Genomic DNA, 25,852 nt, shown 5'->3' on the forward strand with positions numbered 1-25,852 from the left:
CCATGGCAAAAATCAAGGTAGCCAACCCCGTCGTCGAACTCGACGGCGACGAGATGACCCGAATCATCTGGCAGTACATCAAGGACAAGCTGATCAACCCCTTCCTTGACGTCAACCTGATGTATTTCGACCTCGGGATGGAATACCGCGACAAGACCGACGATCAGGTCACCATCGACGCGGCCCACGCGATCAAGAAATACGGCGTCGGCGTGAAGTGCGCCACCATCACTCCCGATGAAGCGCGCGTGAAGGAATTCGGCCTCAAGCAGATGTGGAAGTCGCCGAACGGCACCATCCGCAACATCCTCGGCGGCGTGATCTTCCGCGAACCGATCATCTGCAGCAACGTGCCGCGTCTGGTCCCCGGCTGGACCAAGCCGATCATCATCGGCCGTCACGCTTTCGGCGATCAGTACCGCGCCACCGACTTCAAGTTCCCGGGCAAGGGCACCCTGACGATGAAATTCGTCGGCGAAGACGGCGCCGTGATCGAGCGCGAAGTGTTCCAGTCCCCCGGCGCCGGCGTCGCGCTGGCCATGTACAACCTCGACGACTCGATCCGCGACTTCGCCCGCGCATCGCTGAACTACGGCCTGTCGCGCGGCGTTCCGGTCTATCTGTCGACCAAGAACACCATCCTCAAGGTCTATGACGGTCGCTTCAAGGACATCTTCCAGGAAATCTTCGACGCCGAATTCAAGACCAAGTTCGAAGCCGCGAAGATCACCTATGAGCATCGCCTGATCGACGACATGGTGGCTGCCGCCATGAAGTGGTCCGGCGGTTACGTCTGGGCCTGTAAGAACTATGACGGCGACGTGCAGTCCGACACCGTGGCCCAGGGCTACGGCTCGCTCGGCCTAATGACCTCGGTGCTGCTGACGCCGGACGGTTCGGTTGTGGAAGCCGAAGCTGCCCACGGCACCGTGACCCGTCACTACCGCGAGCACCAGAAGGGCAAGGAAACCTCGACCAACTCGATCGCGTCGATCTTCGCCTGGACCCAGGGCCTCGCCCACCGCGCCAAGCTCGACAACAATGCCGAGCTGGCGAAGTTCGCCAAGACCCTCGAAAAAGTCTGCGTCGACACCGTCGAAGCCGGCTACATGACCAAGGATCTGGCGCTGCTGGTCGGCGCCGATCAGCGCTGGCTCTCGACCACAGGCTTCCTCGACAAGGTCGCGGAGAACCTGACCAAGGAACTGGCGGCCTGATTTCCGCCCTCTCCTGACTGCACCATCCGAAAGTCCGGGTTGCCTCAGGCACCCCGGACTTTCTTTTTGAGACGTTCCGTTTTTCGAGGTGACCCATGACTGCGCCAAATCCCGCCGACGGCAGCAATGATTCATATGTCTGGCTCGAAGAAATCGAGGGCGAGAAAGCCGTGGCCTGGGTCGAGGCACAGAATGCGCGCACCGATGGCTTCCTCTGCGACGATAGCTACAAGCGCGATTTCGACGCAGTCATGAAGATCCTCGACGCCGACGATCGCATTCCCTTCGTCGGAAAGTCTGGCGACTATCTCTATAATTTCTGGAAAGACGCCGCTCACCCGCGCGGGCTTTGGCGCCGCACGACGCTGGAGAGCTACAAGACCGATACGCCCAAGTGGGACGTGCTGCTCGACATCGATGCACTGAACAAGGCGGAAGGCATCTCCTGGGCCTTTGCAGGTGCTGCGCGTTCCCCGGACAAGACCCGCGCGTTGATCAGCCTGTCATTCAACGGCACCGACGCCATCGAGGTTCGTGAGTTCGATATTCCCAGCAAGAGCTTCGTTGCCGACGGCTTCATCATCCCAAAGGCCAAAACGCAGGTGAGCTGGGTCGATCAGGACACGCTGCTGCTCGGCAGCGCGCAGACGCCCGAGGACAGCACGGAGGCCGGCTATACCCGCACCGTACGCAAATGGACGCGCGGCACGCCGTTAGCTGCGGCTGAAACCGTCTTCGAGGTCGAGAAGCAGGACGTCGCCGCCTGGTTCGGCGTCAATCGCCGGCCAAGCCACGAAGGAGTGATGTACTGGCGTGCGCTGGATTTCACGCGCTCGCATATATCAGTCGAGCGCAAGCATGGCCCGCATGCCGGAAAGCGCCTGCGCCTCGAACTGCCGGAAGAAGTCTCGGTCTCGGCAGAAGCGGACGATCTCCTGATCAGCCCGAAACAGGACTGGACCGTCGGCGACCAGACGATCCCGACCGGCGCACTCGCCGTCATCGACCTCGATCGCTTCCTGTCTGGCGCACGCGATTTCGAGATCGTCTTCATGCCGACACCGACCCGCGCGCTGCAGTCATTGTCGGAGACCCGGCACGGCATCGTGCTCGAAATCCTCGATAACGTCCGCGGTCGCCTCGCTCTGCTGCAGCGGAGCGAGGCTGGCTGGCGCGAGACGGCACTTCCGGGATTGCCCGATAACGCCACGATCTCGGCGCAGAATTTCGGCGGCGAGGACGATCCCGATCTCGGCACCGACATGCTCTTCACCGTCACGGGCTTCGACCGGCCGACAACGACGGCACTGTGGACAGGCCACGGCGCACCCGAGCCGCTGAAGAGCTCGCCGCCCAATTTCGATCCCGAGGGCATCGAGGTGCAGCAACGCCATGCAGTGGCCGCTGATGGCACCAGGATTCCCTACTTCCTAATCGGCAAGAATCTTTCTGCCGACGCCCCGCCCCGGCCGACGATTCTCTATGGCTATGGCGGCTTCGAGATATCGCTGACACCCGCCTATATGGGCATCGCCGGCAAGTTGTGGCTCGAAGAAGGTCATCTCTACGCCATCGCCAATATCCGCGGTGGTGGTGAGTTCGGCCCGGCGTGGCATCTGGCTTCGCGCAAGATCACCAAGCATGTGGCCCATGACGACTTCGCGACTGTCGCGCGAGATCTCGCTGCATCAGGTATAACAACGGCGCAGAAACTCGCCTGCCACGGCGGCAGCAATGGCGGCCTGCTCGTCGGCAACATGCTGACGCGCTATCCGGAACTGTTCGGCGCCATCTGGTGCAGCGTGCCGCTGCTCGATATGGCGCGCTATACCAAACTGCTCGCCGGCGCGAGCTGGATCGCCGAATATGGCGATCCGGAAATTCCCGACGAGTGGGCCTATCTGCAGAAATACTCGCCCTATCACCTGATCGCGCCCGGCAAGACCTATCCGCCGATCTTCATCACTACCAACCGCACCGACGACCGCGTCCATCCCGGCCACGCCCGCAAGATGGCGGCGAAGCTCGAAGAGCTCGGCTATCCCGTCTGGTTCAACGAGACAGTGGCGGGCGGACACTCCGGCGCCGTCGACAATACCAAGCAGGCACAGAGCCAGGCTCTGGGATTTGCGTTTCTACGGCGGACGATTGGAGCTGCGTAAAACGAACGACAGAGCAACTACCAACTAGAGCAAGAGAGGGTTCACATGACCTGCAATACGCCACATGTTTTCAAACGCCCGATCCTGACCACGATTGTCACGCTCTCGCTCAGTGTCGCGGGCCTATTCTCTGCTTCGGCGCAGGTGCCGGATGCGATTGCAGCCCCCGGCGAGACGCAGATCGCCAAGCTGCATGCTGAAGGCGCGCAGGTCTATGAGTGCAAGGCCGACGCTTCAGGAAAGCTGACATGGACGTTCCGCGAGCCGATCGCCACGCTGATGGCCGATGGCAAGACCGTGGGGCGGCACTATGCCGGACCGAACTGGGAATACAGCGATGGCAGCGCGGTGGTCGGTAAGGTGACCGGCAACGCACCAGGCACCACTGCCAAGGACATTCCGTGGCTCCGCCTCGAAGCCGCCTCGCATCGCGGCAGCGGCATGTTGAGCGGCGTGACCACGGTACAGCGGATCAACACAGTCGGCGGCACGCTCGCCGGCACCTGCAGCGGCGCCGGCACGTTACAGAGCGAGCCCTATTCGGCCGACTACGTGTTCCTGCGCAAGGGCTAAGGACATTTCGCCGGTGGACACTCCGGTGCCGTGGACAATAACAAGCAGGCACAGAGCCAGGCGCGAGGTTTGCGTTTCTACGCCGAACGATTTGCCGCTAGAGCAGAGAAGACCAGAAAAACAGTCAGGGAGACCGCCTCATGTCATCTAGCAAAGTCGCCATCATCACCGCGGGTGGAAGCGGCATGGGCGCCGCATCCGCGCGCCGCCTTGCCGCCGACGGCTTCAAGGTCGCGATCCTGTCGTCGTCCGGCAAGGGAGAAGCGCTTGCGCAAGAGCTCGGCGGCATTGGCGTCACCGGCTCCAACCAGTCGAGCGACGATCTGAAGCGACTGGTGGATGGCACGCTGGAGAAATGGGGCCGGATCGACACGCTGGTAAACAGCGCCGGTCACGGCCCGCGTGCTCCGCTGCTCGATATCACCGACGAGCAGTGGCACACCGGCATGGATGTCTACCTGATGAACGTGATCCGGCCAACGCGGCTGGTGACACCGATCATGCAGAAGCAGAAGTCTGGCGCGATCATCAACATCTCCACCGCTTGGGCATTCGAGCCCTCAGCGATGTTTCCGACTTCCGCCGTGTTCCGCGCCGGTCTCGCCTCTTACACAAAATTGTTCGCGGATAGTTTTGCCGCCGACAATGTACGGATGAACAATGTGCTGCCCGGCTGGATCGACAGCCTGCCCGCCACCGAAGAGCGGCGCCAGAGCGTCCCGATGCAACGCTATGGCAAGAGCGACGAGATCGCAGCCACGGTCGCATTCCTCGCATCGGACGGCGCAGGCTATATCACCGGCCAGAACATCCGCGTCGACGGCGGCATGACGCGGTCGGTGTAATGACCTGATCGCAAAGGCGCGACTAAACGGCCGCCGTCGCGCCGATCTGCAGCAGCATCGCCTTGGCGATTTCCTGCTCGCCCATGATCACGACATTGGCGCCGTGATGCTTGAGATGCGCGATCTCTTCTTCGGAATGGGCGCGGGCGATGATCGGAAGCGTGGGGTTGAGCGCACGCGCCTTGGCGACGATCTGGCCACCTTCGAAAGCGTCGGGAATCGCCACCAGCAATCCCCTGGCGCCCATCACGTTCGCCGCCTGCAGCATATCAGGCGCCGCGGCATTGCCGGTGATCACTTCGACACCGAGGCTCTGCAGGCGCTCGACGACACCTGGCGTGTCCTCGATCACCAGCAGCGGCGTGTTGTTCAGGCGTAGCGCCCTGCTGACCACGCTGCCAACGCGGCCGTGTCCGACCAGCACGACGTGGTCCTTGAGCTGGGTCTCCGACAACGGGACGCGCGGGACCGCCTTCTCCTTGCTGTCCGCAGCAGCGGCTTCGCTCGCTGCCGCTGCTTTCGCGTCCTTGTCGGCCAACAAACGATCGAGCAATGCGAAGAACAGCGGGTTGAGCATGATCGAGATGATCGCGCCGGCGAGCACGAGATCGCGACCGCGATCGGGCAGCAGACCGAGGCCCACACCGAGACTGACGAGAATGAAGGAGAATTCGCCGATCTGTGCCAGCGAGGCGGAGATCGTCAGCGCCGTCGAGGTCGGATAGCCGAACAGCCGGACGATGCCGAAGGCAGCCGCCGATTTGCCGAACAGGATGATGAAGACGGTGGCGAGCAGCGGCAGCGGCTCGCGCAGGATGATCGCCGGATCGACCAGCATGCCAACCGAGACGAAGAACAGCACCGCAAACGCGTCGCGCAGCGGCAGCGTCTCATTGGCAGCGCGCTGGCTGAGTTCGGACTCGCTGAGGATCATGCCGGCAAAGAACGCACCGAGCGCGAACGATACGTCGAAGACGAGGGCTGCGCCGAAGGCGACCCCGAGCGAGATGGCAAACACCGCAAGGCGAAACAGTTCGCGCGAGCCGGTGTGCGCCACATAGTGCAGCAGCATCGGGATGACGCGGCGGCCGACCACCAGCATGAAGATGACGAATCCCGCGACCTTGCCGAGCGTGATCAGCACCGGCATAGCCAGCGACGACATGCTGGCACCATTGCCCTCGCCTTTAAGCAGGCCAGCAATCGCCGGAAGCAGCACCAGCGTCAGCACCATTGCGAGATCCTCGACAATCAGCCAGCCGATGGCGATGCGGCCGCGCTCGCTGTCCACCAGCCGTCGTTCCTGCAACGCGCGGAGCAACACCACCGTCGAAGCCACCGACAGCGCGAGGCCGAACACAAGGCCGCCACCGAACGACCAGCCGAGTGCCTCGCCGAGACCGATGCCGAGCAGCGTCGCCACGGCGATTTGCACGATGGCGCCAGGGATCGCGATATTCTTGACCGAGAGCAGATCCTTCAGCGAGAAATGCAGGCCGACGCCAAACATCAGCAGGATGATGCCGATCTCCGCGAGTTCATTGGCGATATTCTGGTCCGCCACATAGCCGGGCGTAAATGGACCCATGAAGACGCCGGCGAGCAGATAGCCGACCAGCGGCGACACGCGAATGCGCTGTGCGATCAGGCCGAGGATGAATGCCAGTACGAGGCCGACGACGACGGTGGAAATCAGCGGGGTGTTATGCTCCATGCCGCTTTTTGCCGCATGGGCGCGTGGGATGCCACCCTTAACGAGGGCTACTCATGGTCGCAGGCGCGAGCGGTCACGTCATCGCGAGATGGGGTTGTGTGACCCACACTGCCATTCCGGGGCGCGATCTCAGCGAAGCTGAGAGCGTGAACCTCAGCCATTCCAGTTGGAATGGCGGGGAATCTCGACGTAGTAAAACACTACGGGATTCCGGGTTCGCGCCCGCCTGGCGGCGTTCGCGACACCGGAATGACGAGATTAGTTGCCGATCGCCGCTTCGATCGCCGCCAGCGCAGCATCGGCCTTGGCGCCGTCCGGACCACCGGCCTGCGCCATGTCCGCCCGCCCACCGCCGCCTTTGCCGCCCAAGGCTTCAGAGGCGAGCTTCACCAGATCGACAGCGCTGAAGCGCTTGGTCAGATCCTCGGTGACGCCGACCACGACGCCGGCCTTGCCGTCTTCACCGACATTGATGATCGCGACCACGCCGGAGCCGAGCTGCTTCTTGCCGGCATCGGCGAGGCTCTTGAGATCCTTCATCTCGATGCCCGAGACGCTCTTGGCCATCAGCTTGACATCGCCGACGGTCTTGACGTCTGCGGATGCGCCACCAGCGGCCGATGCGCCAGCCGCAGCACCGCCGCCCATGGCGATGGTCTTCTTCGCCTCGGAGAGCTCACGCTCCAGCTTCTTGCGCTCGTCCATCAGCGCAGCGATGCGCGCCGGCATGTCGTCGAGCGTCGTCCGGAGCTCGTTCGCAGCGGTCTTGGCGAGCTGCATCGTCTCGTTGGCGTGATGACGCGCATGATTACCGGTCAACGCCTCGATGCGGCGCACGCCGGAAGACACTGCGCTTTCGCCGGTGACCGAGATCATACCGATGTCGCCGGTGCGCTTCACATGGGTGCCGCCGCAGAGTTCGACCGACCAGCCGAGCGCGTTGCTGCCGCTCTCGCGTGGCATCTTGCCCATCGACACGACGCGGACCTCGTCGCCGTATTTCTCTCCGAACAGCGCGCGGGCACCAGCTTCGCGGGCATCGTCCACCGCCATCAGGCGCGTGGTGACTGCGTCGTTTTCCAACACCACATTGTTGGCGATGTCCTCGACCCGGCGGAGCTCGTCGGCCGTGATCGGCTTCTGATGCACGAAATCGAAACGTAGCCGGTCCGGCGCCACGAGCGAGCCGCGCTGGGCGATGTGATCACCGAGCACCTGACGCAGCGCTTCATGCAGCAAATGCGTCGCCGAGTGATTGGCGCGAATCGACGAGCGACGGGTGTGATCGACGTCGAGCGCCAGCGCAGCGCCGACTTTCAGCGTGCCCTGCTCGAGCGTGCCGACATGCACGAACAGATCGCCTGCGCGCTTCTGAGTTTCTGTGACACGGAAGGTCACGCCCTCGCCGGTAATCACACCAGTGTCGCCGACCTGGCCACCGGACTCTGCATAGAACGGCGTCTGGTTGAGAACGATGGCGCCGGTGTCGCCTGCCTTGAGGCTGTCGACTTCCTTGCCATCCTTCACCAGTGCCGTAACCGCACCTTCCGCAGACTCGGTCTCGTAGCCGAGAAATTCCGTCGCACCGAGTTTTTCACGCAACTCGAACCAGATCGCTTCGGTCGCGGTCTCGCCGGAGGAAAAGCGCGACGCGCGGGCCTTCTGTTTCTGCTTCTCCATCGCATCGGTGAAGGACGCGATATCGACCGAGATGCCGCGGTTGCGCAGCGCATCCTGGGTCAGATCGAGCGGGAAACCGTAGGTGTCGTACAGCGTGAACGCGGTCTCGCCGTCGAACATGTCGCCCTTCTTCAGCGACGCGCTCTTGTCGTCGAGAATGCCGAGACCACGATCCAGCGTCTTGCGGAAGCGCGTCTCTTCGAGCCGCAGCGTTTCCTCGATCAGGCTCTCGGCGCGCACCAGCTCCGGATAGGCCTGGCCCATCTCGCGCACCAGCGCCCACACCAGGCGCCACATCAGCGGCTCCTTGGCGCCGAGCAACTGGCCGTGACGCATGGCGCGGCGCATGATCCGGCGCAGCACATAGCCGCGGCCTTCATTCGACGGCAGCACGCCATCGGCAATCAGGAACGACGAGGCGCGCAGATGGTCGGCGATGACGCGCAGCGAGGCCTTCATCGGGCTCTGCGGATCGGCCCCGGTGAGATCGGCGATGGCGCGGATCAGTGCGACGAATAGGTCGATGTCGTAATTGTCGTGCTTGCCCTGCAGCACCGCAGCGATGCGCTCGAGGCCCATGCCAGTGTCGATTGACGGCTTCGGCAGCGAGATGCGGTTGCCCGGCGCAAGCTGGTCGAACTGCATGAACACCAGGTTCCAGATCTCGATGAAACGGTCGCCGTCTTCGTCGGGCGAGCCGGGAGGGCCACCGGGGATCTTGTCGCCATGGTCGAAGAAGATTTCCGAACACGGACCGCACGGGCCGGTGTCGCCCATCTGCCAGAAATTGTCCGAGGTCGGGATGCGGATGATCTTGGAATCCGGCAGGCCGATCTTCTTCCACAGCGCGAAGGCTTCATCGTCCTCGGAATAGACGGTGACCAGCAGGCGGTCCTTGGCGAGGCCGTACTCCTTGGTGATCAGGTTCCAGGCGAGCTCGATCGCACGTTCCTTGAAATAGTCGCCAAACGAGAAGTTGCCAAGCATCTCGAAGAAGGTGTGATGGCGCGCGGTATAGCCGACATTGTCGAGGTCGTTATGCTTGCCGCCGGCACGGACGCATTTCTGCGACGTCGTTGCACGCTGGTAAGGCCGCTTCTCGACGCCGGTAAAAACGTTCTTGAACTGCACCATGCCGGCATTGGTGAACATCAGCGTGGGGTCGTTGCGCGGCACCAGCGGCGACGACGACACGATGTCGTGACCATTCGCCGCGAAGTAATTCAGAAATGCCGACCTGATCTCGTTAACGCCGCTCATATCAGTCCCATTGCGCCCAAGACTTGTTCGTTCAAGACTTGGCACCTAAAAATCGCCCACGGCCAAATTGTTTGAAGATTTGCCGCCGGCCAATGCCACAACCGGTTGCTTTTAGACCGGCGGCACTAGGCCTGTCCAGAAACTGTGCAAGGGGATGACAAGGGATCATTCAAGCGGATCAGGGGCTTGCCGCAGCAGCACAGGGCCGTTGATAGGTGCCGGAACCGCGTTGACAGATTCAGGGAACGCATGCTCTTGTGCCGGCGTTGAAAGACGTCACGTCGGGAGAGACCGGCCCCGTTTGGGCCGGCGCCGAAGGAGCAACCGCCCCGGAAACTCTCAGGCAAAAGGACCGCGTGACAGGTTAGCATCTGGAAAGAGATGCCTTTGAGCCCAAATGGGCCGATGGCGTCCGCCGACGGGATAATACTCTCAGGCACAGCGACAGATGGGGCTCGTACAGGCACTCCGGGAATGGTCCCGGGGAACCGCGAGGACCCGTCACATGTCTGCTGTCGATATGCTAGCGACCGCTAAACCCTCAACTTTAAAACAAACGCCGCTGCACGCCCTCCACATCGCCCGTGGCGGCAAGATGGTGCCCTTCGCCGGCTATGACATGCCAGTGCAATACGCCACCGGCGTGCTGAAGGAGCATCTCCACACCCGCGCGGCGGCGGGACTGTTCGATGTTTCCCATATGGGCCAGCTCACCTTGCGGGCGAAGTCCGGCAAACTCGAAGACGCCGCTTTGGCGCTCGAAAAGCTGGTGCCGATGGACATTCTGGCGCTGGCGCCTGGCCGCCAGCGCTACGCTCAGTTCACCAATGACGCCGGTGGCATTCTCGACGACCTGATGGTGGCGAATTTCGGCGATCATTTGTTTCTGGTGGTCAACGCCGCCTGCAAGGACGAGGACGAGGCGCATTTGCGCACGCATCTCTCCGACAGCTGCATTATCGAGACCCTGCCCGACCGTGCACTGATCGCCCTGCAGGGTCCGAAGGCGGCGGACGTGCTGGCAAAATTCTGCCCGGAAGCGCCGGCGATGAAGTTCATGGATGCGGGCCCGCATCAGGTGAACGGCATCGCCTGTTTCGTCTCGCGCTCCGGCTATACGGGTGAAGACGGCTACGAGATCTCGATCCCGAACGATCAGGCCGAAGCGCTGACCTCTGCCCTGCTCGACCATCCCGACGTGCTGCCGATTGGCCTCGGCGCCCGCGACAGCCTGCGTCTCGAAGCCGGGCTGTGCCTCTACGGCCATGACATCGACACGACAACCACGCCCATCGAAGGCGGGTTGAACTGGTCGATCCAGAAGAGCCGCCGGACCGGCGGCGCCCGCGCCGGCGGTTTTCTCGGCAGCGACAAGATATTGGCGCAGCTCGATGGCGGCGCGCCGCGTAAGCGCATCGGCCTGCTGCCGGAAGGCCGCGCGCCAGTGCGCGAAGCTGTGTTGCTGTTTGCGGATGCGACCTCCACCGAATCGATCGGCAGCGTCACCTCGGGCGGTTTCGGCCCCAGTCTCGGCGCGCCAATTGCAATGGGCTATCTGCCCAGCGCGCAGGCAGCCGACGGCACCACCGTTTTCGCCGAACTGCGCGGCCAGCGCATGCCGATGAAAGTGTCACCCATGCCCTTCGTCCCCCACAGCTACAAGCGTTGAGGAACTGATCCATGACCACCCTGTACACCGAAGACCACGAATGGCTCCTGATTGACGGCGACGTCGTCACCGTCGGCATCACCGATTACGCACAGTCGCAGCTCGGCGACGTCGTGTTCGTCGAACTGCCCAAAGTCGGCCGCGCACTGAAGAAGGCCGAAGCCGCCGCCGTGGTCGAATCGGTCAAGGCCGCCTCCGACGTCTATGCGCCGATCACCGGCGAGGTCGTCGAGATCAACGACGCGCTCGCCGCCGAGCCTGCGCTGGTGAATTCCGATGCCGACGGCAAGGCGTGGTTCTTCAAGCTCAAACTCTCCGACAAGAGCGAGCTCGAAGGCCTGATGGATGCCGACGCCTACAAAGCCCACACCGCCTAGTCGTCATGCCCGGCGAATGCCGGGCACGACGAGCTTCTGAAATTCGTTCGAGGAACAACAGATGACCCTGAACAAATCTTCCGGCGACGTCGCCACCGATTTCGTCCGCCGCCATATCGGCCCTTCGCAAGCCGATATTCGTGTGATGCTTGAAACGGTCGGCGCGAAAAGCCTGTCCGCACTGATGGGCGAGACGCTCCCTGCCTCAATTCGACAGAAGACGCCGCTCGATCTCGGCCGCGCGCTCAGCGAAACCGAGGCGCTGGCGCATATGACCGAGATGGCGGCCAAGAATGCGGTGTTCACGTCACTGATCGGCCAGGGCTATTCCGGCACGGTTCTCCCGACGGTGATCCAGCGCAACATCCTGGAGAACCCGGCTTGGTACACGGCCTATACGCCGTATCAGCCGGAGATCAGTCAGGGCCGACTCGAGGCACTGTTCAACTTCCAGACCATGATCTGCGATCTCACCGGTCTCGACGTCGCCAATGCATCGCTGCTCGATGAAGCGACTGCTGCTGCGGAAGCCATGGCGCTGGCCGAGCGCGCCTCAAACGTTCAGACCAAAACCTTCTTCGTCGATCATGAAGTTCATCCGCAGACCCTCGCGGTGCTGCGCACCCGCGCCGAGCCGCTCGGCTGGAAGCTTCAGATCGGCAATCCACTCACTGACCTCGATAAAGCCGATGTGTTCGGCGCGATCCTGCAATATCCCGGCACGACGGGCATCGTGCGCGATTTCAAGCCGGCCATCGCCGCCCTTAAAGCGAAGGGCGCGCTCGCCGTTGTCGCCGCCGACCTGCTGGCGTTGACGCTGCTGGCCTCGCCGGGCGAACTCGGCGCCGATATCGCCATCGGCTCAGCGCAGCGCTTCGGCGTGCCGATGGGATACGGCGGTCCGCATGCCGGCTACATGTCGGTCCGCGACGCGATCAAGCGCTCGATCCCGGGCCGCCTTGTCGGCCTCTCCATCGATTCCCGGGGCGAGCCCGCCTATCGTCTGGCGCTGCAGACCCGCGAACAGCATATCCGCCGGGAGAAGGCGACGTCGAATATCTGCACCGCGCAGGTGCTGCTCGCCGTCATCGCGTCGATGTATGCGGTCTATCATGGCCCCGAAGGCCTCAAGCACATCGCCCGCACGGTCCATCGTCGCACGCTGGTGCTGGCCGCCGGCCTGAAGAAGCTCGGTTTCGCGCCGGAGAGCGAAGCGTTCTTCGATACGCTGACCGTGACCGTCGGCGACAAGCGCGACGGTATCATCTCTGCTGCGCAGGCCGAGAAGATCAACCTGCGCATCGGTGACGGCACGATCGGCATCGCGCTCGACGAGACCACGACGCCGGAAACCGTCGAAGCCATCTGGCGCGCCTTCGGTGGCAAACTTGGCTATTCAGACGTCGAGCATGGCGTCAGCGAAGCCCTGCCCGCCTCGCTGAAGCGGAGCTCGGCCTTCCTCACCCATCCCGTCTTCCACAGCCATCGCTCCGAGACCGAACTCCTCCGTTACATGCGGAAGCTCTCGGATCGCGATCTGGCGCTCGACCGCGCGATGATCCCGCTCGGCTCCTGCACCATGAAGCTGAACGCCACCACCGAAATGATGCCGTTGACCTGGCCCGCCTGGGGCTCGCTCCATCCATTCGTGCCCCGTGAACAGGCCGCCGGGTATCACCAGCTTTTCGCGACACTGGAAAAGTGGCTATGCGACATCACCGGCTACGACGCTGTATCGCTGCAGCCCAATTCCGGCGCGCAGGGCGAATATGCCGGCCTGCTCGCGATCCGCGCCTATCACGCGGCGCGCGGCGACAACCATCGCAATATCTGCCTGATCCCGTCATCGGCGCACGGCACCAATCCAGCCTCGGCCAGCATGGTCAATATGGATGTGGTTGTCGTCGCCTGCGACAAGCGCGGTGACGTCGACGTCAACGACCTTCGCGTCAAGGCGGAGAAGCATGCCGCCAATCTCGCCGCGATCATGATCACCTATCCGTCGACCCACGGCGTGTTCGAGGAGCATATTCGGGAGATCTGCGAGATCGTCCACGCCAATGGCGGTCAGGTCTATCTCGACGGCGCCAACATGAATGCGCAGGTCGGCCTGTCGCGTCCGGGTGATTACGGCGCGGACGTCAGTCATCTCAACCTGCACAAGACGTTCTGCATTCCGCATGGCGGCGGCGGCCCCGGCATGGGCCCGATCGGCGTCAAGGCGCATCTGGCGCCGTACCTGCCCGGTCATCCCTCGGCCAACGGCGATGTGCCGGTGGGGCCGGTCTCGGCCGCGCCCTACGGTTCGGCGTCGATCCTGACCATCTCCTACATTTACATCCTGATGATGGGCGGCGCGGGTCTCACCTCGGCCACCGAACTTGCGATCCTCAATGCGAACTACATCGCCACCCGGCTGCATCCGCACTTCCCGGTACTGTATCGCAACGAAAAGGGTCGCGTGGCGCATGAATGCATCATCGATCCACGCGCATTCAAGACGTCTGCCGGCGTCACCGTCGACGATATCGCCAAGCGCCTGATCGACTACGGCTTCCACGCGCCGACCATGAGCTTTCCTGTCGTGGGAACGCTGATGATCGAGCCAACGGAATCGGAATCGAAACTCGAACTCGATCGGTTCTGTGAGGCGATGATTGCGATCCGCAAGGAGATCACGGATATCGAGAGCGGTCGCTGGAACGTCGAGGCGTCGCCGCTGCGTCATGCACCGCATACGGTGCACGATATCGCGGATGACGACTGGAAGCGCGCTTATACGCGCGCCGAAGGCTGCTTCCCGGCTGGGACCTCACGCACCGACAAATACTGGTGCCCGGTTGGCCGCGTTGACAACGTCTATGGCGATCGCAACCTCGTCTGTTCGTGTCCTCCGATGGAAGACTACGCACAGGCCGCAGAGTAAAGTTCAACGCCAAGCGACGGCCTCGAGCACCCTCGCCCCGCTCTTGCGGGGAGAGGGCTGGGGTGAGGGGCTCTTGCGATCCGCAAATTATGTAGTCGAGGTGAGCACCTTGCCATGCCCTCACCCGCCGCGAAGACGCGGCGACCTCTCCCCGCGCAGAGCGGGGAGAGGTTAAGCAAGCGCCACCGATGCAAATTAGTCTACGCCGCAGCAGCCAGATTGACCGCTGATTTCGCCAGCACCGACAGTGATTCATCGGTCTTCTTTTCCTGATTGAGCGTCTCGTCGAGCAGCCGCACCGCGTCCTTCATGCCGAGTTCCGTGGCCCAGGCCTTCAAGGTGCCATAGCGCGAGATCTCATAGTGTTCGACGGCCTGTGCCGCAGCAAGCAGGCCGGCATCGAGCGAACTCGTCCCCTTGTACTCGTCCATGATCTCCTTGCCTTCGTCGAGGATACCCAGGATGGCGTCGCAGGTCTTGCCGCGGGCGGGTTTGTCGAGCAGCTCGAATATCTGTTCCAGGCGCTCGACCTGGCCTTCGGTTTCGTCGTGATGCTTTTCGAAAGCGGCGCGCAATTTGTCCGAGGTTGCGGCCTTGGCCATCTTCGGCAGGGCCTTCAGGATCTGCTTTTCCGCGAAGTAGATATCCTTGAGCGTATCGAGAAAGAGGTCGTTGAGGTCTTTGTCCTTAGTCGCCATGACGCGCACTCCGTTAAGCCAGGGGTTGTTTCCCGCGGCTCAACGTCACCTGTTGTGTCTTGTTCCTGAGGTTGTGACGCAACTATTAAAAATCATTGCGTGGACGCCCGCTGTCAGGCCGCCAGCGTGGTCTCCACCAGCTTCACCCAATAGGACGTGCCGTAGACGATGGCGTCGTCGTTGAAATTATAGGCGGGGTGATGCAGCCCGGCGCTATCGCCGTTACCGCAGAAGATGAAGGCGCCGGGGCGCGCTTCCAGCATATAGGCGAAATCTTCGGCGCCCATCACCGGCGGCATGTCGACATTGACCTTCTCGGCCCCGGAGATTTCGCTGGCGACCCGCACCGCCATGTCGGTCTCGGCGCGGTGGTTGACCACGACGGGATAGCCGCGGTCATAGTCGAGCACGATCTTCGCACCGGTCTGCAGCGCGACGCCGTTGACCACCTCGTTCATGCGCTTCTCCATGAGATCGCGCACTTCGGCGTTCAACGTTCGCACGGTGCCGCGCAGTTCAGCGGTCGCCGGGATGACGTTGCTGGCATGCCCGGCATGGAATTCACAGATCGACAGCACCGCGGATTCCAGGGGATTGACGGTACGGGAAACGATCGTCTGCAGCGCCATCACGAGCTGCGAGCCGACCAGCACGGAATCGATGGTCTTGTGCGGATAGGCGGCATGGCCACCCTTGCCCTCGATCTGGATCGAGATGCGGTCCATCGCCGCCATGATCGGACCCGGACGCAGCGCGAAGGAGCCGACGGGCATACCGGGATTGTTGTGCATGCCATAGACCTGATCGATCTTGAAGCGGTCCATCAGGCCGTCCTTGATCATCGCCGCAGCGCCCGCACCGCCCTCTTCGGCCGGCTGGAAGATGACGACGGCATCGCCGGCGAAATTGCGGGTCTCCGCGAGATATTGCGCCGCGCCCAGGAGCATGGACGTGTGACCATCGTGACCGCAGGCATGCATCTTGCCCGGGGTCTTCGAGGCGTAAGGCAGATTGGTCTCTTCCTCGATCGGCAGCGCGTCCATGTCGGCGCGCAGCCCGATCACCTTGTGCTCGCCCGAGGCCGGCTTGCGGCCCCTGATGACGCCCACGACACCCGTTCGTCCCAGGCCCGTCACAACTTCGTCGCAACCGAACTCCTTCAGTCGTTCCGCCACGAAGCCCGCGGTCCGGTGCACGTCATACATCAGCTCGGGATGGGCATGCAGGTCACGGCGCCAGGCCATGATTTCCGGTTGCAGATCGGCGACACGATTGATGATGGGCATGGGTCAGGGTCTCGATGCAGTGGGACGGCGATATCCTTGTCTAGCATGTCGCGTGCCAACGGCCCACCCCACCGGTCCCATCACACGCTGTACAGACGCCCGCCGCGTCGTTAATCCCTTTCGGCACGGCAGGTGAGACCGTGAAACGGATGCGGCAGGGAAACGATGACGACACGGCTCGGTGATTTCGATTATATCGTGGTTGGTGCGGGTACCGCCGGTTGCATCGTCGCCAATCGCCTTTCGGCAGATCCCAGCAAGCGCGTCCTCATTCTCGAGGCCGGCGGCAAGGACAATTGGATCTGGTTTCACATTCCGGTTGGCTACCTTTTCGCCATCGGCAACCCCCGCTCCGACTGGATGTTCCGCACCGAGCCCGAGCCCGGCCTCAATGGCCGCGCACTGGCCTATCCGCGCGGCAAGGTGATCGGTGGCTCCTCCGCGATCAATGCCATGATCTCGATGCGCGGCCAGGCGGCCGACTACGATCACTGGCGACAGCTCGGCCTCAATGGCTGGGGCTATGACGATGTGCTCCCGGCGTTCAAGACATTGGAAGATCATTTCCTCGGCGCTAGTGAACATCACGGCGCGGGTGGCGGCTGGCGCATCGAAGAACCACGGCTGTCCTGGAAAGTACTCGACGCCGTCGGCGATGCAGCGGCCGAAATGGGCATTCGCAAGACCGCCGATTTCAACACCGGCGACAACGAAGGCATCGGCTATTTTCACGTCAACCAGAAGCGCGGTCGGCGCTGGTCATCGGCCCGCGGCTTTCTCAAGCCCGCGCTGCACCGCCCGAACCTGCGGCTCGAAACCAAAGTGATGGTCGATCGCCTGATCGTCGAAAACGGACGCGCCGTCGGCGTACGCTTCACCCAGAACGGCCAAGAGATCGAGGCACGCGCCAGGGGTGAAGTCGTCCTGTGTGCTGGCGCGGTTGGCTCACCGCATCTGTTGCAGCGCTCCGGCATCGGGCCCGCGGAGTGGCTGTCCGCCGCTGGTGTCGACATCACACTCGATCGTCAGGGCGTCGGTCGTAACCTGCAGGACCACCTGCAGCAGCGCGCGATTTACAAGGTCTCCGGCGTGCGCACGCTGAACGAGACCTACTACAATCTGTTCCGCCGTGGCTGGATGGGCGTCGATTACGCGCTTCGCCGCCGCGGGCCGCTCACCATGGCGCCATCGCAGCTTGGCATCTTCACGCGCTCCGATGCCCATCGCGAACGCGCCAACATCCAGTTTCACGTGCAGCCGCTCTCGCTCGACAAATTCGGCGATCCACTGCATCGCTTTCCGGCGATCACCATTGCTGCCTGCAATCTGCAGCCCACATCGCGCGGCGAGATCAAACTGCGCTCGGCGAAGCCCGATGACGCACCGGCAATTGCCCCCCACTACCTCTCGACAGACGACGACCGTCAGGTTGCCGCCGATGCGATCCGTGTCACGCGCAGGCTGATGAAGCAAAGCGCGCTGGCGCCTTATCGTCCCGAAGAATATCTGCCGGGGCCATCGGTTGGCGACGATGCGGCATCGCTGGCCAAGGCCGCCGGCGATATTGGCACCACCATCTTCCATCCCGTCGGGACCGCGAAAATGGGCACGGCCTCGGACCCGATGGCCGTGGTGGACGAACGGCTGCGCTTTTACGGGATCGCCGGATTGCGCGTCGTGGACGCCTCGGTCATGCCAACGATCACGTCAGGCAATACCAACACGCCAACCGCAATGATCGCGGAAAAAGGCGCGTCGATGATCATCACGGATTCGCGATAACCTCATTTCGCGGGAATAAACATCCGCCTTCGTCGATCCAGTCCCCATAGCCCAATCCAGGGCGATGGAGATTGGCGATGAGTGCATTCGATCACGATCATTCCCAGGACGACCCGAGACTTAGCCGTCGAAAGGTATTGGAGTGCATGACCTGGGCCGGCACCGGCGTGCTCTGGAGCATTTCCGGCGGCGTCCCGCACGCCCTTGGGCTGATTGATTCGGCACAAGCGGCAGAGCTCACCGGCCTGACGTTCCTGCAGATTAGCGACAGCCATATTGGCTTCGACAAGCCCGCCAATCCCAATGCCATCGGCACGCTCGAGGAAGCCATCGGCCGGATCAAAGCCATGCCGGTCAAGCCGTCGTTCATGATCCATACCGGCGATATCAGCCACCTCTCCAAGGCGTCCGAATTCGACGATGCCGACCGCATCATCTCGCAAGCGCGGCTCGATGTGCATTACGTTCCGGGAGAGCATGATTTCATCGACGAGGAGGTCAAGCTCTACCGCGAGCGCTACGGACGTGGGACCAAGGGCTCCGGCTGGTATTCCTTCGACGCAAGCGGCGTACACTTCATCGGGCTTGTGAACGTCGTCGATCTCAAAGCGGGCGGACTTGGAAACCTCGGCGCCGAGCAACTCGCGTGGCTGGAAGACGATCTTCGCGGCCGATCGAAATCGACACCTATCGTGGTGTTTGCGCACATCCCGCTCTGGACGGTCTATCCGACCTGGGGATGGGGCACCGAAGACGGAGCACGTGCGCTGGACTACCTCAAGGGCTTCGGCTCGGTCACGGTGCTGAACGGCCATATCCATCAGGTGATGCAGAAAGTGGAAGGCAACGTCACGTTCCACACCGCACGCTCTACTGCGTTTCCACAACCGGCACCGGGGACAGCGCCCTCACCCGGCCCCATGAAGGTGGCCGACGACAAATTACGCGGCCTGCTGGGCATCGCCAGCATCATCTTCAAACCCGGCGATGAACGCCTCGCCATCATCGATACCCCGTTGCAAGGCTGAGGGCATCGCAACATGACATCCGTCGCCTTACGCAACATCTGCATCCGTGTCGCCGTTCTTGCCGTCATGACCGCTTGCATGACAGCGGCGCGGTGCGAAGACCTAGCGGTGATGATCGACAACTTCACCTTCGAGCCGGCGCAGCTCACTATCAAGGTCGGCACGACCGTCACCTGGAAGAACCGAGACGACATCCCGCACGCCGTGGTCTCAGCCGGAAAATTCAGGTCGAAAACGCTCGACACTGACGACAGCTATTCCTTCACGTTCACGTCACCAGGTGACTACGCGTATTTTTGCTCGCTGCATCCGCATATGACGGGGATGATCAAGGTTGAGTAACCGCCAAAACCAAGGCATCACAACGATGCCCGGCCTCTGGAAACCCGGCAGCCGGGCATCGGCCGGCAAGGACAAGTCGATGCCAGCGCACAGAGCTGACGACGATGGCGAAAGGACGCGCCGTTTTCGCGACGCCGCGCTGCCATGCCTCGACGACGTCTATACGCTGGCCCGCTATCTGCTGCGCGATGCCGACGCCGCCGAAGACGCCGTCCAGGAATGCTATCTGCGCGCGCTGAAACATTTCGACAGCTATCGTGGCCCTGCAATCAAACCATGGCTGTTCGCCATCCTGCGCAATATCTGCCATGCGGAGTTCGCCCGTCGCATGAACTCACCAACCGCGATCGCCGAAATCGCCGAGGCAGAGTCGCAGGAAGCCGCGCCGCTCTGGCATGAAGCACAAGCTTCACCGGAGGCGGAATTGCTCCGACGTCGCGATGCCACGACGATCCAGCGTCTCGTAAGCGCGCTTGCCGAACCATTCAGGGAAATCCTCGTGCTGCGAGAAATGCAAAACCTGTCTTACCGCGAGATTTCCGACATCGTCGGCGCACCCATCGGCACCGTGATGTCACGCCTCGCCCGCGCACGCGCGATGCTCCGGATCGCGTGGATGGCTGAAGAGGAGCCGTACAAATGACCTGCGACGAGGCCGAGATTCTTCTTCACGCATTGCTCGATGACGAGCTCGACGCCGGGCATGTCCGTGAGGTCGAGGCGCACATTGCCACTTGCCAGCGCTGCGCTGCTCGACTGAACGCCTATCGCGATATGCGATCCGCAATGGCCGCCAGCGATCTGCATTTTACGGCGCCTCCACAGCTACGCCAGCGCATCGAGGCGGCGCTCCCCAAGGCTCACACGCCAAATCGTCGCGCTGTGCTGAAAGGCTTCGCGATGGGATCGGTGTTGTCCGCCGTGGCTGCGACCGGCCTCGTCGTGGTCGTGCTTCGCCATGAAGACGAGCAGCGCATTCTTTCGGAGGTGGTGTCGGCACATCTGCGCGCGCTGCAGGCCGGACACCTCACCGACGTGCTCTCCACCGATCAGCACACGGTGAAGCCCTGGTTCAACGGTCGGCTTGACGTGGCGCCGCCGGTTGTCGATCTCACCGCGCAAGGTTTCACGCTGATCGGCGGACGACTTGACTATGTTAATGGACGAACGATCGGCGCCATCGTCTACCGGCGGCGCACCCATGTGATCAATCTGTTCGTTGCACAGACGACAAATGCGGAATCACGCGTGGCCAGGATCGAGACCGTTCAGGGCTTCAACATTCGCCACTGGAGCGAGCGCGGCCTGACCTATTGGGCAGTCAGCGATTTGAACGCGGATGAACTTGCTGATTTCGGCAGCAAGGTCGAACTTGCAACAGGAGCGAGCTGAAACCTAGGCTGACTTCCGCACGGCGTTGTCGACCAGCGTCTTGCCGAGCGACCAGATCGCACCAGGAACCTTATGGCTATCGGCGATCACGGTACGGAACGAGTTCTCGATCCACTTTCCGTCGTCCTCGGTGACCACCAGCGGCGGCAGTAGCTTGATGGTGTGACTGCCGTGGCCGGAGACCTGGGTCAGGATCTTCTGCTCCTTGAACAGCGGCACGGTGATCAACTGGCAGAACAGGCCTTTGCTGGCCGACTCCAGGATGTTCCACGATGCCTTGAGGCGCAGCGACTTCGGCGGGCCGAATTCGACACCGATCATCAGGCCCTTACCGCGTACTTCTTTCAGAAGCTCGAATTCGGGAATCATATTCTGCAGAGCGAGCCGCAATTCGGCACCGCGCTTGGCCGCGTTCTCGACCAGCTTCTCGTGCTTCATGATCTCCAGCGTGGCAATACCGGCGGCCATCGCCAGATCGTTCTTGCCAAAGGTAGAACCATGGACCAGCGAACGATCCATCCGGTTGAAGATCTTGTCGAAGATGCTTTTTCGCGTCAGCAGCGCGCCAACAGGAACATGACCTCCCGATAAAGCCTTTGCGAGAAGGATCATGTCGGGTTCGACATTCCAGTGCTCGATCGCCAGAAATTTTCCGGTGCGTCCGAGGCCGGTCTGGATTTCATCGGCGATGAACAGCGTGCCGTATTTGCGGCACAGCGCCGCGGCGCCCGACAGGAATTCGTCGGTGGGCAGGTTGACGCCTTTGCCCTGGATCGGTTCGACGATGAAGCCGGCAACCTGCTTGGACGACAGCGCCTTCTCCAGCGCTTCGAGGTCGTTGAATGGCACCGTGGTGCAGCCCGAGAGCAGCGGGCCGAAGCCGGTGCGGAAATTGGTGTCGTCGGTCAGCGACAGCGCGCCATAGGTCAGTCCGTGATAGGCGTGATCGCAATATACGATCCCGTCGCGGCCGGTCGCATTGCGAGCAAATTTGATCGCCGCCTCGACGGTTTCCGCGCCCGAGTTCGCAAAAAACACCTTGTCCATATAGGGGACGTTTTCCAGCAGCTTCTCTGAGAGGATACCTGCGAGTGTGGAAACATCCATTTGCACCAAATTGGGCATGTCGGCGTCGAGCACGCTTTTGAGCGCATTCCGCATCACCGGATGGTTCCGGCCAATCGCAAAAACGCCAAATCCGCTCAGTAGATCGAGATAACGGGCGCCGTCCCGGTCGAACAAATACTGGCCGATGCCTCGCTGAAAGCCAACGTCATATCCGATGGTCTTGAGGACTCGAACGAGCTGTTCATTAAGATGGCGCGTATGCATCGAGCTACGCTGCGCCTCCCGTTCAACAAACATCTCGGAAACGTCTAGATTCGGATATACCATGAGTTACATACGTCGGTTGATGGTCGCTTCGTCAACTGAAAACCGTAAATGCGGCGATTTGACTTCGCCGAGAACCGCTACTTAAGCATAGGTCTAAACATGTTGCAGCGCCCACGCATTACTACGCGTACTCTTACATATTGCGGAATCCTTTTTTCGGCAGGCTTGTTTTCGGCAGGGCTGGCTCCCGCATTTGCAGCTGATCCGACCGGCGATTGGAAGGTCGAGGACGGCGTCGCGCATATTCGTGTTGCCGAATGCGGTGGCAGCATGTGGGGGGCCGTAGCTTGGGAAAAGACCCCCGGCGGGATCGACAAGAACAATCCCGATGCCACCAAGAAGGCGCGCCCCACTCTGGGCATCGTGACATTGCTGGACATGAAAAAGAATGCCGCAAACGACAAATGGGCGGGTCAGGTCTACAATGCCAAGGACGGAAAATTCTATAAATCGACGATCAAGCTCGGTGATACTGCTGACGAACTTGAAATCGAAGGATGCGTCCTTGGTTTCCTGTGCGGCGGTCAGACCTGGACGCGCGTAGGCCCGTCGATTCCATCGAGCCCCTCGAACGTCACCGCCAAGGGCGCCCTGCCCAAGGCAGGCGCCGCCACCGGCGGCAAGATGGCCCCAGCGGCTACTCCGACAGCTGCTGCTGCACCCAAGGCTGCACCAGCTCCCGCTGCCGGCGCCCCCAAGGCCGCCGCTCCTGCCGGTCAGAAAACCGCTGCAGCGCCGGTGCCGGGACAGCCGGCCGATATCGGCGATATCTGCCTGCTGCCCGAAATCAACAAGGTCACTCACTAGTCTCGCGCGGTTTACCCATGAGAGCCGGCTGGAATAGCAGCACGGCCGCCAGCGTCACGACAAAGGACATCGCGAGCAGTTTACCCATGCTCGCGGTGCCCGGATGGTTCGACAGCCACAGGCTGCCGAACGCCGTGGCAGTCGTCAGCGCGCTGAAGAAAATCGCGCGTGTCAGCGATGACTGCAGCAAGTTCTTGTAGCCTGCCCGCCAGGCCGTCACATAGTAGATCTTGAACGCCACGCCGACGCCGAGCAGCAGCGGCAGCGCGATGATGTTGGCGAAGTTCAGCGGCAAGCCGATCAACACACAGATCTCCAGCGTAACCGTTCCCGCCACTAGCAAGGGAACGATAGTCAGCAGCACGTCGCTAATGCGCCGCAAAGCCAGCCACAGCAACAACGAGATCGAAAGCAGCGCCCAGATGCCCGCATGAATGAAGGCGGTGACAATGGTGTCGCCCGACTTCAGGATCGAGATCGGACCACCGACGGCGAGCGGCTCGGACTTCAGCACGGCATCGGCGAACTTGCGCAATGTGTCGTTATCGTTCGGATCGCCGTTGGGCTGCGCCTCGACGCGGATCTGGCCATCCTTAGTCTTCCACGAATTCACCAATTCGGCTGGCAAGGTCTGCAAACTGATCGGGCTCGCCTGCATCAGATTACGCAATTGCCCCAACGCAAGCTTGAGCGGCACCACAAAGGTCGCCTGCACCTGATCGCGAACAGGCTGGCTTGCATCGGCGGTCTTGGCCAACGCATCCGCCAGACGCTTCGCGGCGACGGCGCCGGGACTGGTCTGCGTTCCCGCAAGTTTGCGCAGGCTCGCCGCCGAATCCTTCAGAGAAGTGACATTTTCCGCATCGGTTGGCGCCTTGTCGATCGACTCGGGATTCAAAGCCGGCTCGAGAATTTTCGCGCCTTCCTGAATCGCCTTCAGCTTGGCGGGCTGATCCTCAGGAACGAAGCTGCCGAGCGAAATCGTACGAGCAACTTCCGGGACCTTGGAGAGACGTTCTTCGACCTGTTTCGCAGCGGCCTCGTTTGGCGCCATGATGTTGACCGCATTGGCGCCGGTGTTCGGATCCTTGCGCAGATCGAGGAAGGTCGCGATCGACTCGACGTTCGGATTGCGCAGGTTGATCGGATTGAAGTCGAACTTCAGGAAGTAGAGCAATGGCAGACCGGCGATCGTGAGCGCCAGTGTGATGCCGATAATCCAGAAGCGCTTCTCTTCCAGGAAACGGTCGACAGGTGCCAGGAACGCATAACCGACGGGCTCCTTTTCGCCCGCGGGATTCAAGAGGTCGAGCAATGCCGGCAGAACGGTGATGCTGGTCAGGAACGCGATCATCATGCCGGCGCCGGCGATCTTGCCGAGTTCGGACACGCCTTTGTAATCGGTCGGCAGGAACGACAGAAAGCCGGCAGCCGTTGCGAAAGCGGCGAGCGACAGCGGCACGGCGCAATATTCGGCCGCCTTCGTCAAAGCGAGCGGCAGGTTGTCGTTCTTGTAGCGCTCGGAGCGGTAACGCACGCTGAACTGGATGCCGAAATCGACACCCAAGCCGACGAACAACACGGCAAATGCAATCGACAGCAGGTTCAGCGAACCCACCATCATGAGACCGACGGCGGTCGTTGTGGCGAGGCCCACGAATAGCGTTGCGAACACGGCACCGATGATCTTGGCCGAGTGCAGCGCCATCCAGAGGATGACCAGCACGATCAAAACCGTACCGATCCCGTTGACGATGGCTCCATCCTGCACGGTGGAGAATTCCTCGTTTGCGATGGGGACCGGGCCGGTCAACCGCACGCGTGCGCCGTATTCGCCAGCGATGTTCAGGTCGATGGCAGCCTGCCGGATCGCATCTGTCGCGGTCTTGCCGGGCTCAAGCGCGTTGAAGTCGAGGATAGGCTTGATTTCGATGAAGCCACGCTTGTCGCCATCCGTCAGAGGCTTGTCGCTGACCAGCCCGCGCCATGAGAAGGTGCCCTTGCCGTTTTTCAGCACGTCCTCAACGGTCTGCGAGACGGCGTTGAAGGTCGGCGCCGCAGCGTCGAGCTGAAGCTGCCCACGGCGAATGCCGGTGAGGCCGGTCTCCAGCGCGCCGGTGAGACCGCGCAGACTGGGATCGCCGGCCATGATTTCGATCAGGGGAGCAGCCTGCTGAAACTGGCCCGTCAGTTGCGCAACTTCCTTGGTCGGCAGGAATAGCAAGCCGTTCTTCTCGAAGAACGCTCCGCCATCCAATCGGCGAACCGAGTCGAAATCCGTCTTGTTGGTCACCAGCTTCGCTTCCATCGCATTGGCTGCGGCATTGGCGAATTCAGGCGTGGGCGCCTCAACCACCGCGATGATCAGACGCTCCTGGTCGAAGGCCTTATCGAAGGCAATGTCGCGCTGACGCCAATCGAGATTGGGCGAGATCAGCTTGTTGATGTCTGTATTGATCGAGAAATTCTTCGCCGTGTAATAGCTCGCGCCAATCGAAAGAAGCACACAAACGAGCACCACCGGCAGGGCAAACCGGGTGCAGAAGTTCACGACCGAGACGACAACTCTTGTCAGCACGCTTTTTCTTTCTATTTGGGCGAGGCACGCAAAGAATGCGGTTCACGAGGGAGGGTTCCGCAAACCATTACTTTCGCATTGGATGCGCTTTGCTTTCAGCAATGTGATGGGATGGCATAAA

General features: G+C 61.8%; 19 protein-coding genes and 1 riboswitch. Of the genes, 13 read left to right on the plus strand and 6 right to left on the minus strand.

Going from position 1 to position 25,852, the window contains the following annotated elements:
• Nucleotides 1-2 precede the first annotated feature (2 nt).
• The 4 genes from CHC01_RS14915 to CHC01_RS14930 all read left to right on the plus strand — a co-directional run bounded on the left by CHC01_RS14915 (nt 3) and on the right by CHC01_RS14930 (nt 4,797).
• The gene (locus tag CHC01_RS14915; RefSeq protein WP_068735892.1) at nt 3-1,217 is read left to right on the plus strand and encodes an NADP-dependent isocitrate dehydrogenase; all 1,215 of its coding nucleotides are present in this window, start codon (nt 3-5) and stop codon (nt 1,215-1,217) included.
• A 95-nt stretch (nt 1,218-1,312) separates the two neighbouring features.
• On the plus strand, nt 1,313-3,379 hold the full coding sequence (locus tag CHC01_RS14920) for a prolyl oligopeptidase family serine peptidase (protein WP_089265055.1): 2,067 nt from the start codon (nt 1,313-1,315) through the stop codon (nt 3,377-3,379).
• 45 nt (nt 3,380-3,424) lie between these two features.
• The gene (locus CHC01_RS14925; RefSeq protein WP_089265056.1) at nt 3,425-3,952 is read left to right on the plus strand and encodes a DUF3455 domain-containing protein; all 528 of its coding nucleotides are present in this window, start codon (nt 3,425-3,427) and stop codon (nt 3,950-3,952) included.
• A gap of 140 nt (nt 3,953-4,092) precedes the next feature.
• The gene (locus tag CHC01_RS14930; RefSeq protein ID WP_089265057.1) at nt 4,093-4,797 is read left to right on the plus strand and encodes an SDR family oxidoreductase; all 705 of its coding nucleotides are present in this window, start codon (nt 4,093-4,095) and stop codon (nt 4,795-4,797) included.
• A gap of 22 nt (nt 4,798-4,819) precedes the next feature.
• Here the strand turns inward: CHC01_RS14930 and ybaL are convergent, their stop codons facing one another.
• Both ybaL and alaS read right to left on the minus strand, forming a co-directional pair.
• Nucleotides 4,820-6,511 carry a YbaL family putative K(+) efflux transporter gene (gene ybaL / locus CHC01_RS14935; RefSeq protein ID WP_089265058.1) on the minus strand — a complete coding sequence of 564 codons (1,692 nt, stop codon included), beginning with the start codon at nt 6,509-6,511 and terminating at the stop codon, nt 4,820-4,822.
• A gap of 258 nt (nt 6,512-6,769) precedes the next feature.
• Complete coding sequence (gene alaS, locus CHC01_RS14940) at nt 6,770-9,451, minus strand: alanine--tRNA ligase (RefSeq protein ID WP_089265059.1); 2,682 nt, start codon at nt 9,449-9,451, stop codon at nt 6,770-6,772.
• 271 nt (nt 9,452-9,722) lie between these two features.
• Nucleotides 9,723-9,816: riboswitch (glycine riboswitch) on the plus strand.
• 140 nt (nt 9,817-9,956) lie between these two features.
• Between alaS and gcvT the strand changes: the two genes are divergently transcribed.
• The 3 genes from gcvT (at nt 9,957) to gcvP (ending at nt 14,423) form a co-directional block, all read left to right on the plus strand.
• Entirely contained in the window at nt 9,957-11,120 is a 1,164-nt protein-coding gene (gene gcvT, locus CHC01_RS14945) for a glycine cleavage system aminomethyltransferase GcvT (RefSeq protein ID WP_502695657.1), read from the plus strand.
• A gap of 11 nt (nt 11,121-11,131) precedes the next feature.
• Entirely contained in the window at nt 11,132-11,497 is a 366-nt protein-coding gene (gene gcvH / locus CHC01_RS14950; RefSeq protein ID WP_089265060.1) for a glycine cleavage system protein GcvH, read from the plus strand.
• Nucleotides 11,498-11,558: 61 nt separating this feature from the next.
• On the plus strand, nt 11,559-14,423 hold the full coding sequence (gcvP, locus tag CHC01_RS14955) for an aminomethyl-transferring glycine dehydrogenase (RefSeq protein ID WP_089265061.1): 2,865 nt from the start codon (nt 11,559-11,561) through the stop codon (nt 14,421-14,423).
• A 200-nt stretch (nt 14,424-14,623) separates the two neighbouring features.
• Here gcvP and CHC01_RS14960 read toward each other — a convergent pair whose 3' ends face one another.
• Nucleotides 14,624-15,121, minus strand: coding sequence for a YciE/YciF ferroxidase family protein (locus CHC01_RS14960; RefSeq protein WP_089265675.1), 498 nt, complete (start codon nt 15,119-15,121; stop codon nt 14,624-14,626).
• A gap of 113 nt (nt 15,122-15,234) precedes the next feature.
• Nucleotides 15,235-16,407, minus strand: coding sequence for a M20 aminoacylase family protein (locus CHC01_RS14965; RefSeq protein WP_089265062.1), 1,173 nt, complete (start codon nt 16,405-16,407; stop codon nt 15,235-15,237).
• 165 nt (nt 16,408-16,572) lie between these two features.
• Between CHC01_RS14965 and CHC01_RS14970 the strand changes: the two genes are divergently transcribed.
• The 5 genes from CHC01_RS14970 to CHC01_RS14990 all read left to right on the plus strand — a co-directional run bounded on the left by CHC01_RS14970 (nt 16,573) and on the right by CHC01_RS14990 (nt 20,951).
• Nucleotides 16,573-18,189, plus strand: coding sequence for a GMC family oxidoreductase (locus CHC01_RS14970; RefSeq protein ID WP_089265063.1), 1,617 nt, complete (start codon nt 16,573-16,575; stop codon nt 18,187-18,189).
• Nucleotides 18,190-18,266: 77 nt separating this feature from the next.
• Nucleotides 18,267-19,217, plus strand: a complete 951-nt coding sequence (locus CHC01_RS14975) for a metallophosphoesterase family protein (RefSeq protein ID WP_089265064.1) — start codon at nt 18,267-18,269, stop codon at nt 19,215-19,217.
• Between the two features lie 12 nt (nt 19,218-19,229).
• Nucleotides 19,230-19,559 (plus strand): cupredoxin domain-containing protein, encoded by a 330-nt coding sequence (locus CHC01_RS14980; protein WP_089265065.1) that lies wholly within the window; start codon nt 19,230-19,232, stop codon nt 19,557-19,559.
• Nucleotides 19,560-19,638: 79 nt separating this feature from the next.
• The gene (locus CHC01_RS14985) at nt 19,639-20,202 is read left to right on the plus strand and encodes a sigma-70 family RNA polymerase sigma factor (protein WP_089265676.1); all 564 of its coding nucleotides are present in this window, start codon (nt 19,639-19,641) and stop codon (nt 20,200-20,202) included.
• Complete coding sequence (locus tag CHC01_RS14990; RefSeq protein WP_089265066.1) at nt 20,199-20,951, plus strand: anti-sigma factor family protein; 753 nt, start codon at nt 20,199-20,201, stop codon at nt 20,949-20,951. Before CHC01_RS14985 ends, CHC01_RS14990 begins: the two co-directional genes overlap by 4 nt.
• Before the next feature lie 3 nt (nt 20,952-20,954).
• On the opposite strand, the gene hpnO is transcribed toward CHC01_RS14990, so the two are convergent.
• Nucleotides 20,955-22,346: an aminobacteriohopanetriol synthase HpnO gene (gene hpnO / locus CHC01_RS14995; RefSeq protein ID WP_089265067.1), complete on the minus strand. Its 1,392-nt coding sequence runs from the start codon at nt 22,344-22,346 to the stop codon at nt 20,955-20,957.
• A 99-nt stretch (nt 22,347-22,445) separates the two neighbouring features.
• Here hpnO and CHC01_RS15000 point away from each other — a divergent pair, with 99 nt between their 5' ends.
• Nucleotides 22,446-23,153, plus strand: coding sequence for a DUF2147 domain-containing protein (locus CHC01_RS15000; protein WP_089265068.1), 708 nt, complete (start codon nt 22,446-22,448; stop codon nt 23,151-23,153).
• On the opposite strand, the gene hpnN is transcribed toward CHC01_RS15000, so the two are convergent.
• Nucleotides 23,143-25,731 (minus strand): hopanoid transporter HpnN, encoded by a 2,589-nt coding sequence (gene hpnN, locus CHC01_RS15005; protein ID WP_089265069.1) that lies wholly within the window; start codon nt 25,729-25,731, stop codon nt 23,143-23,145. The genes CHC01_RS15000 and hpnN overlap by 11 nt on opposite strands.
• Between the last annotated feature and the right edge of the window lie 121 nt (nt 25,732-25,852).

This window comes from Tardiphaga sp. OK246 (genome assembly GCF_900188215.1).
In the GTDB taxonomy this organism is placed as follows: domain Bacteria; phylum Pseudomonadota; class Alphaproteobacteria; order Rhizobiales; family Xanthobacteraceae; genus Tardiphaga; species Tardiphaga robiniae.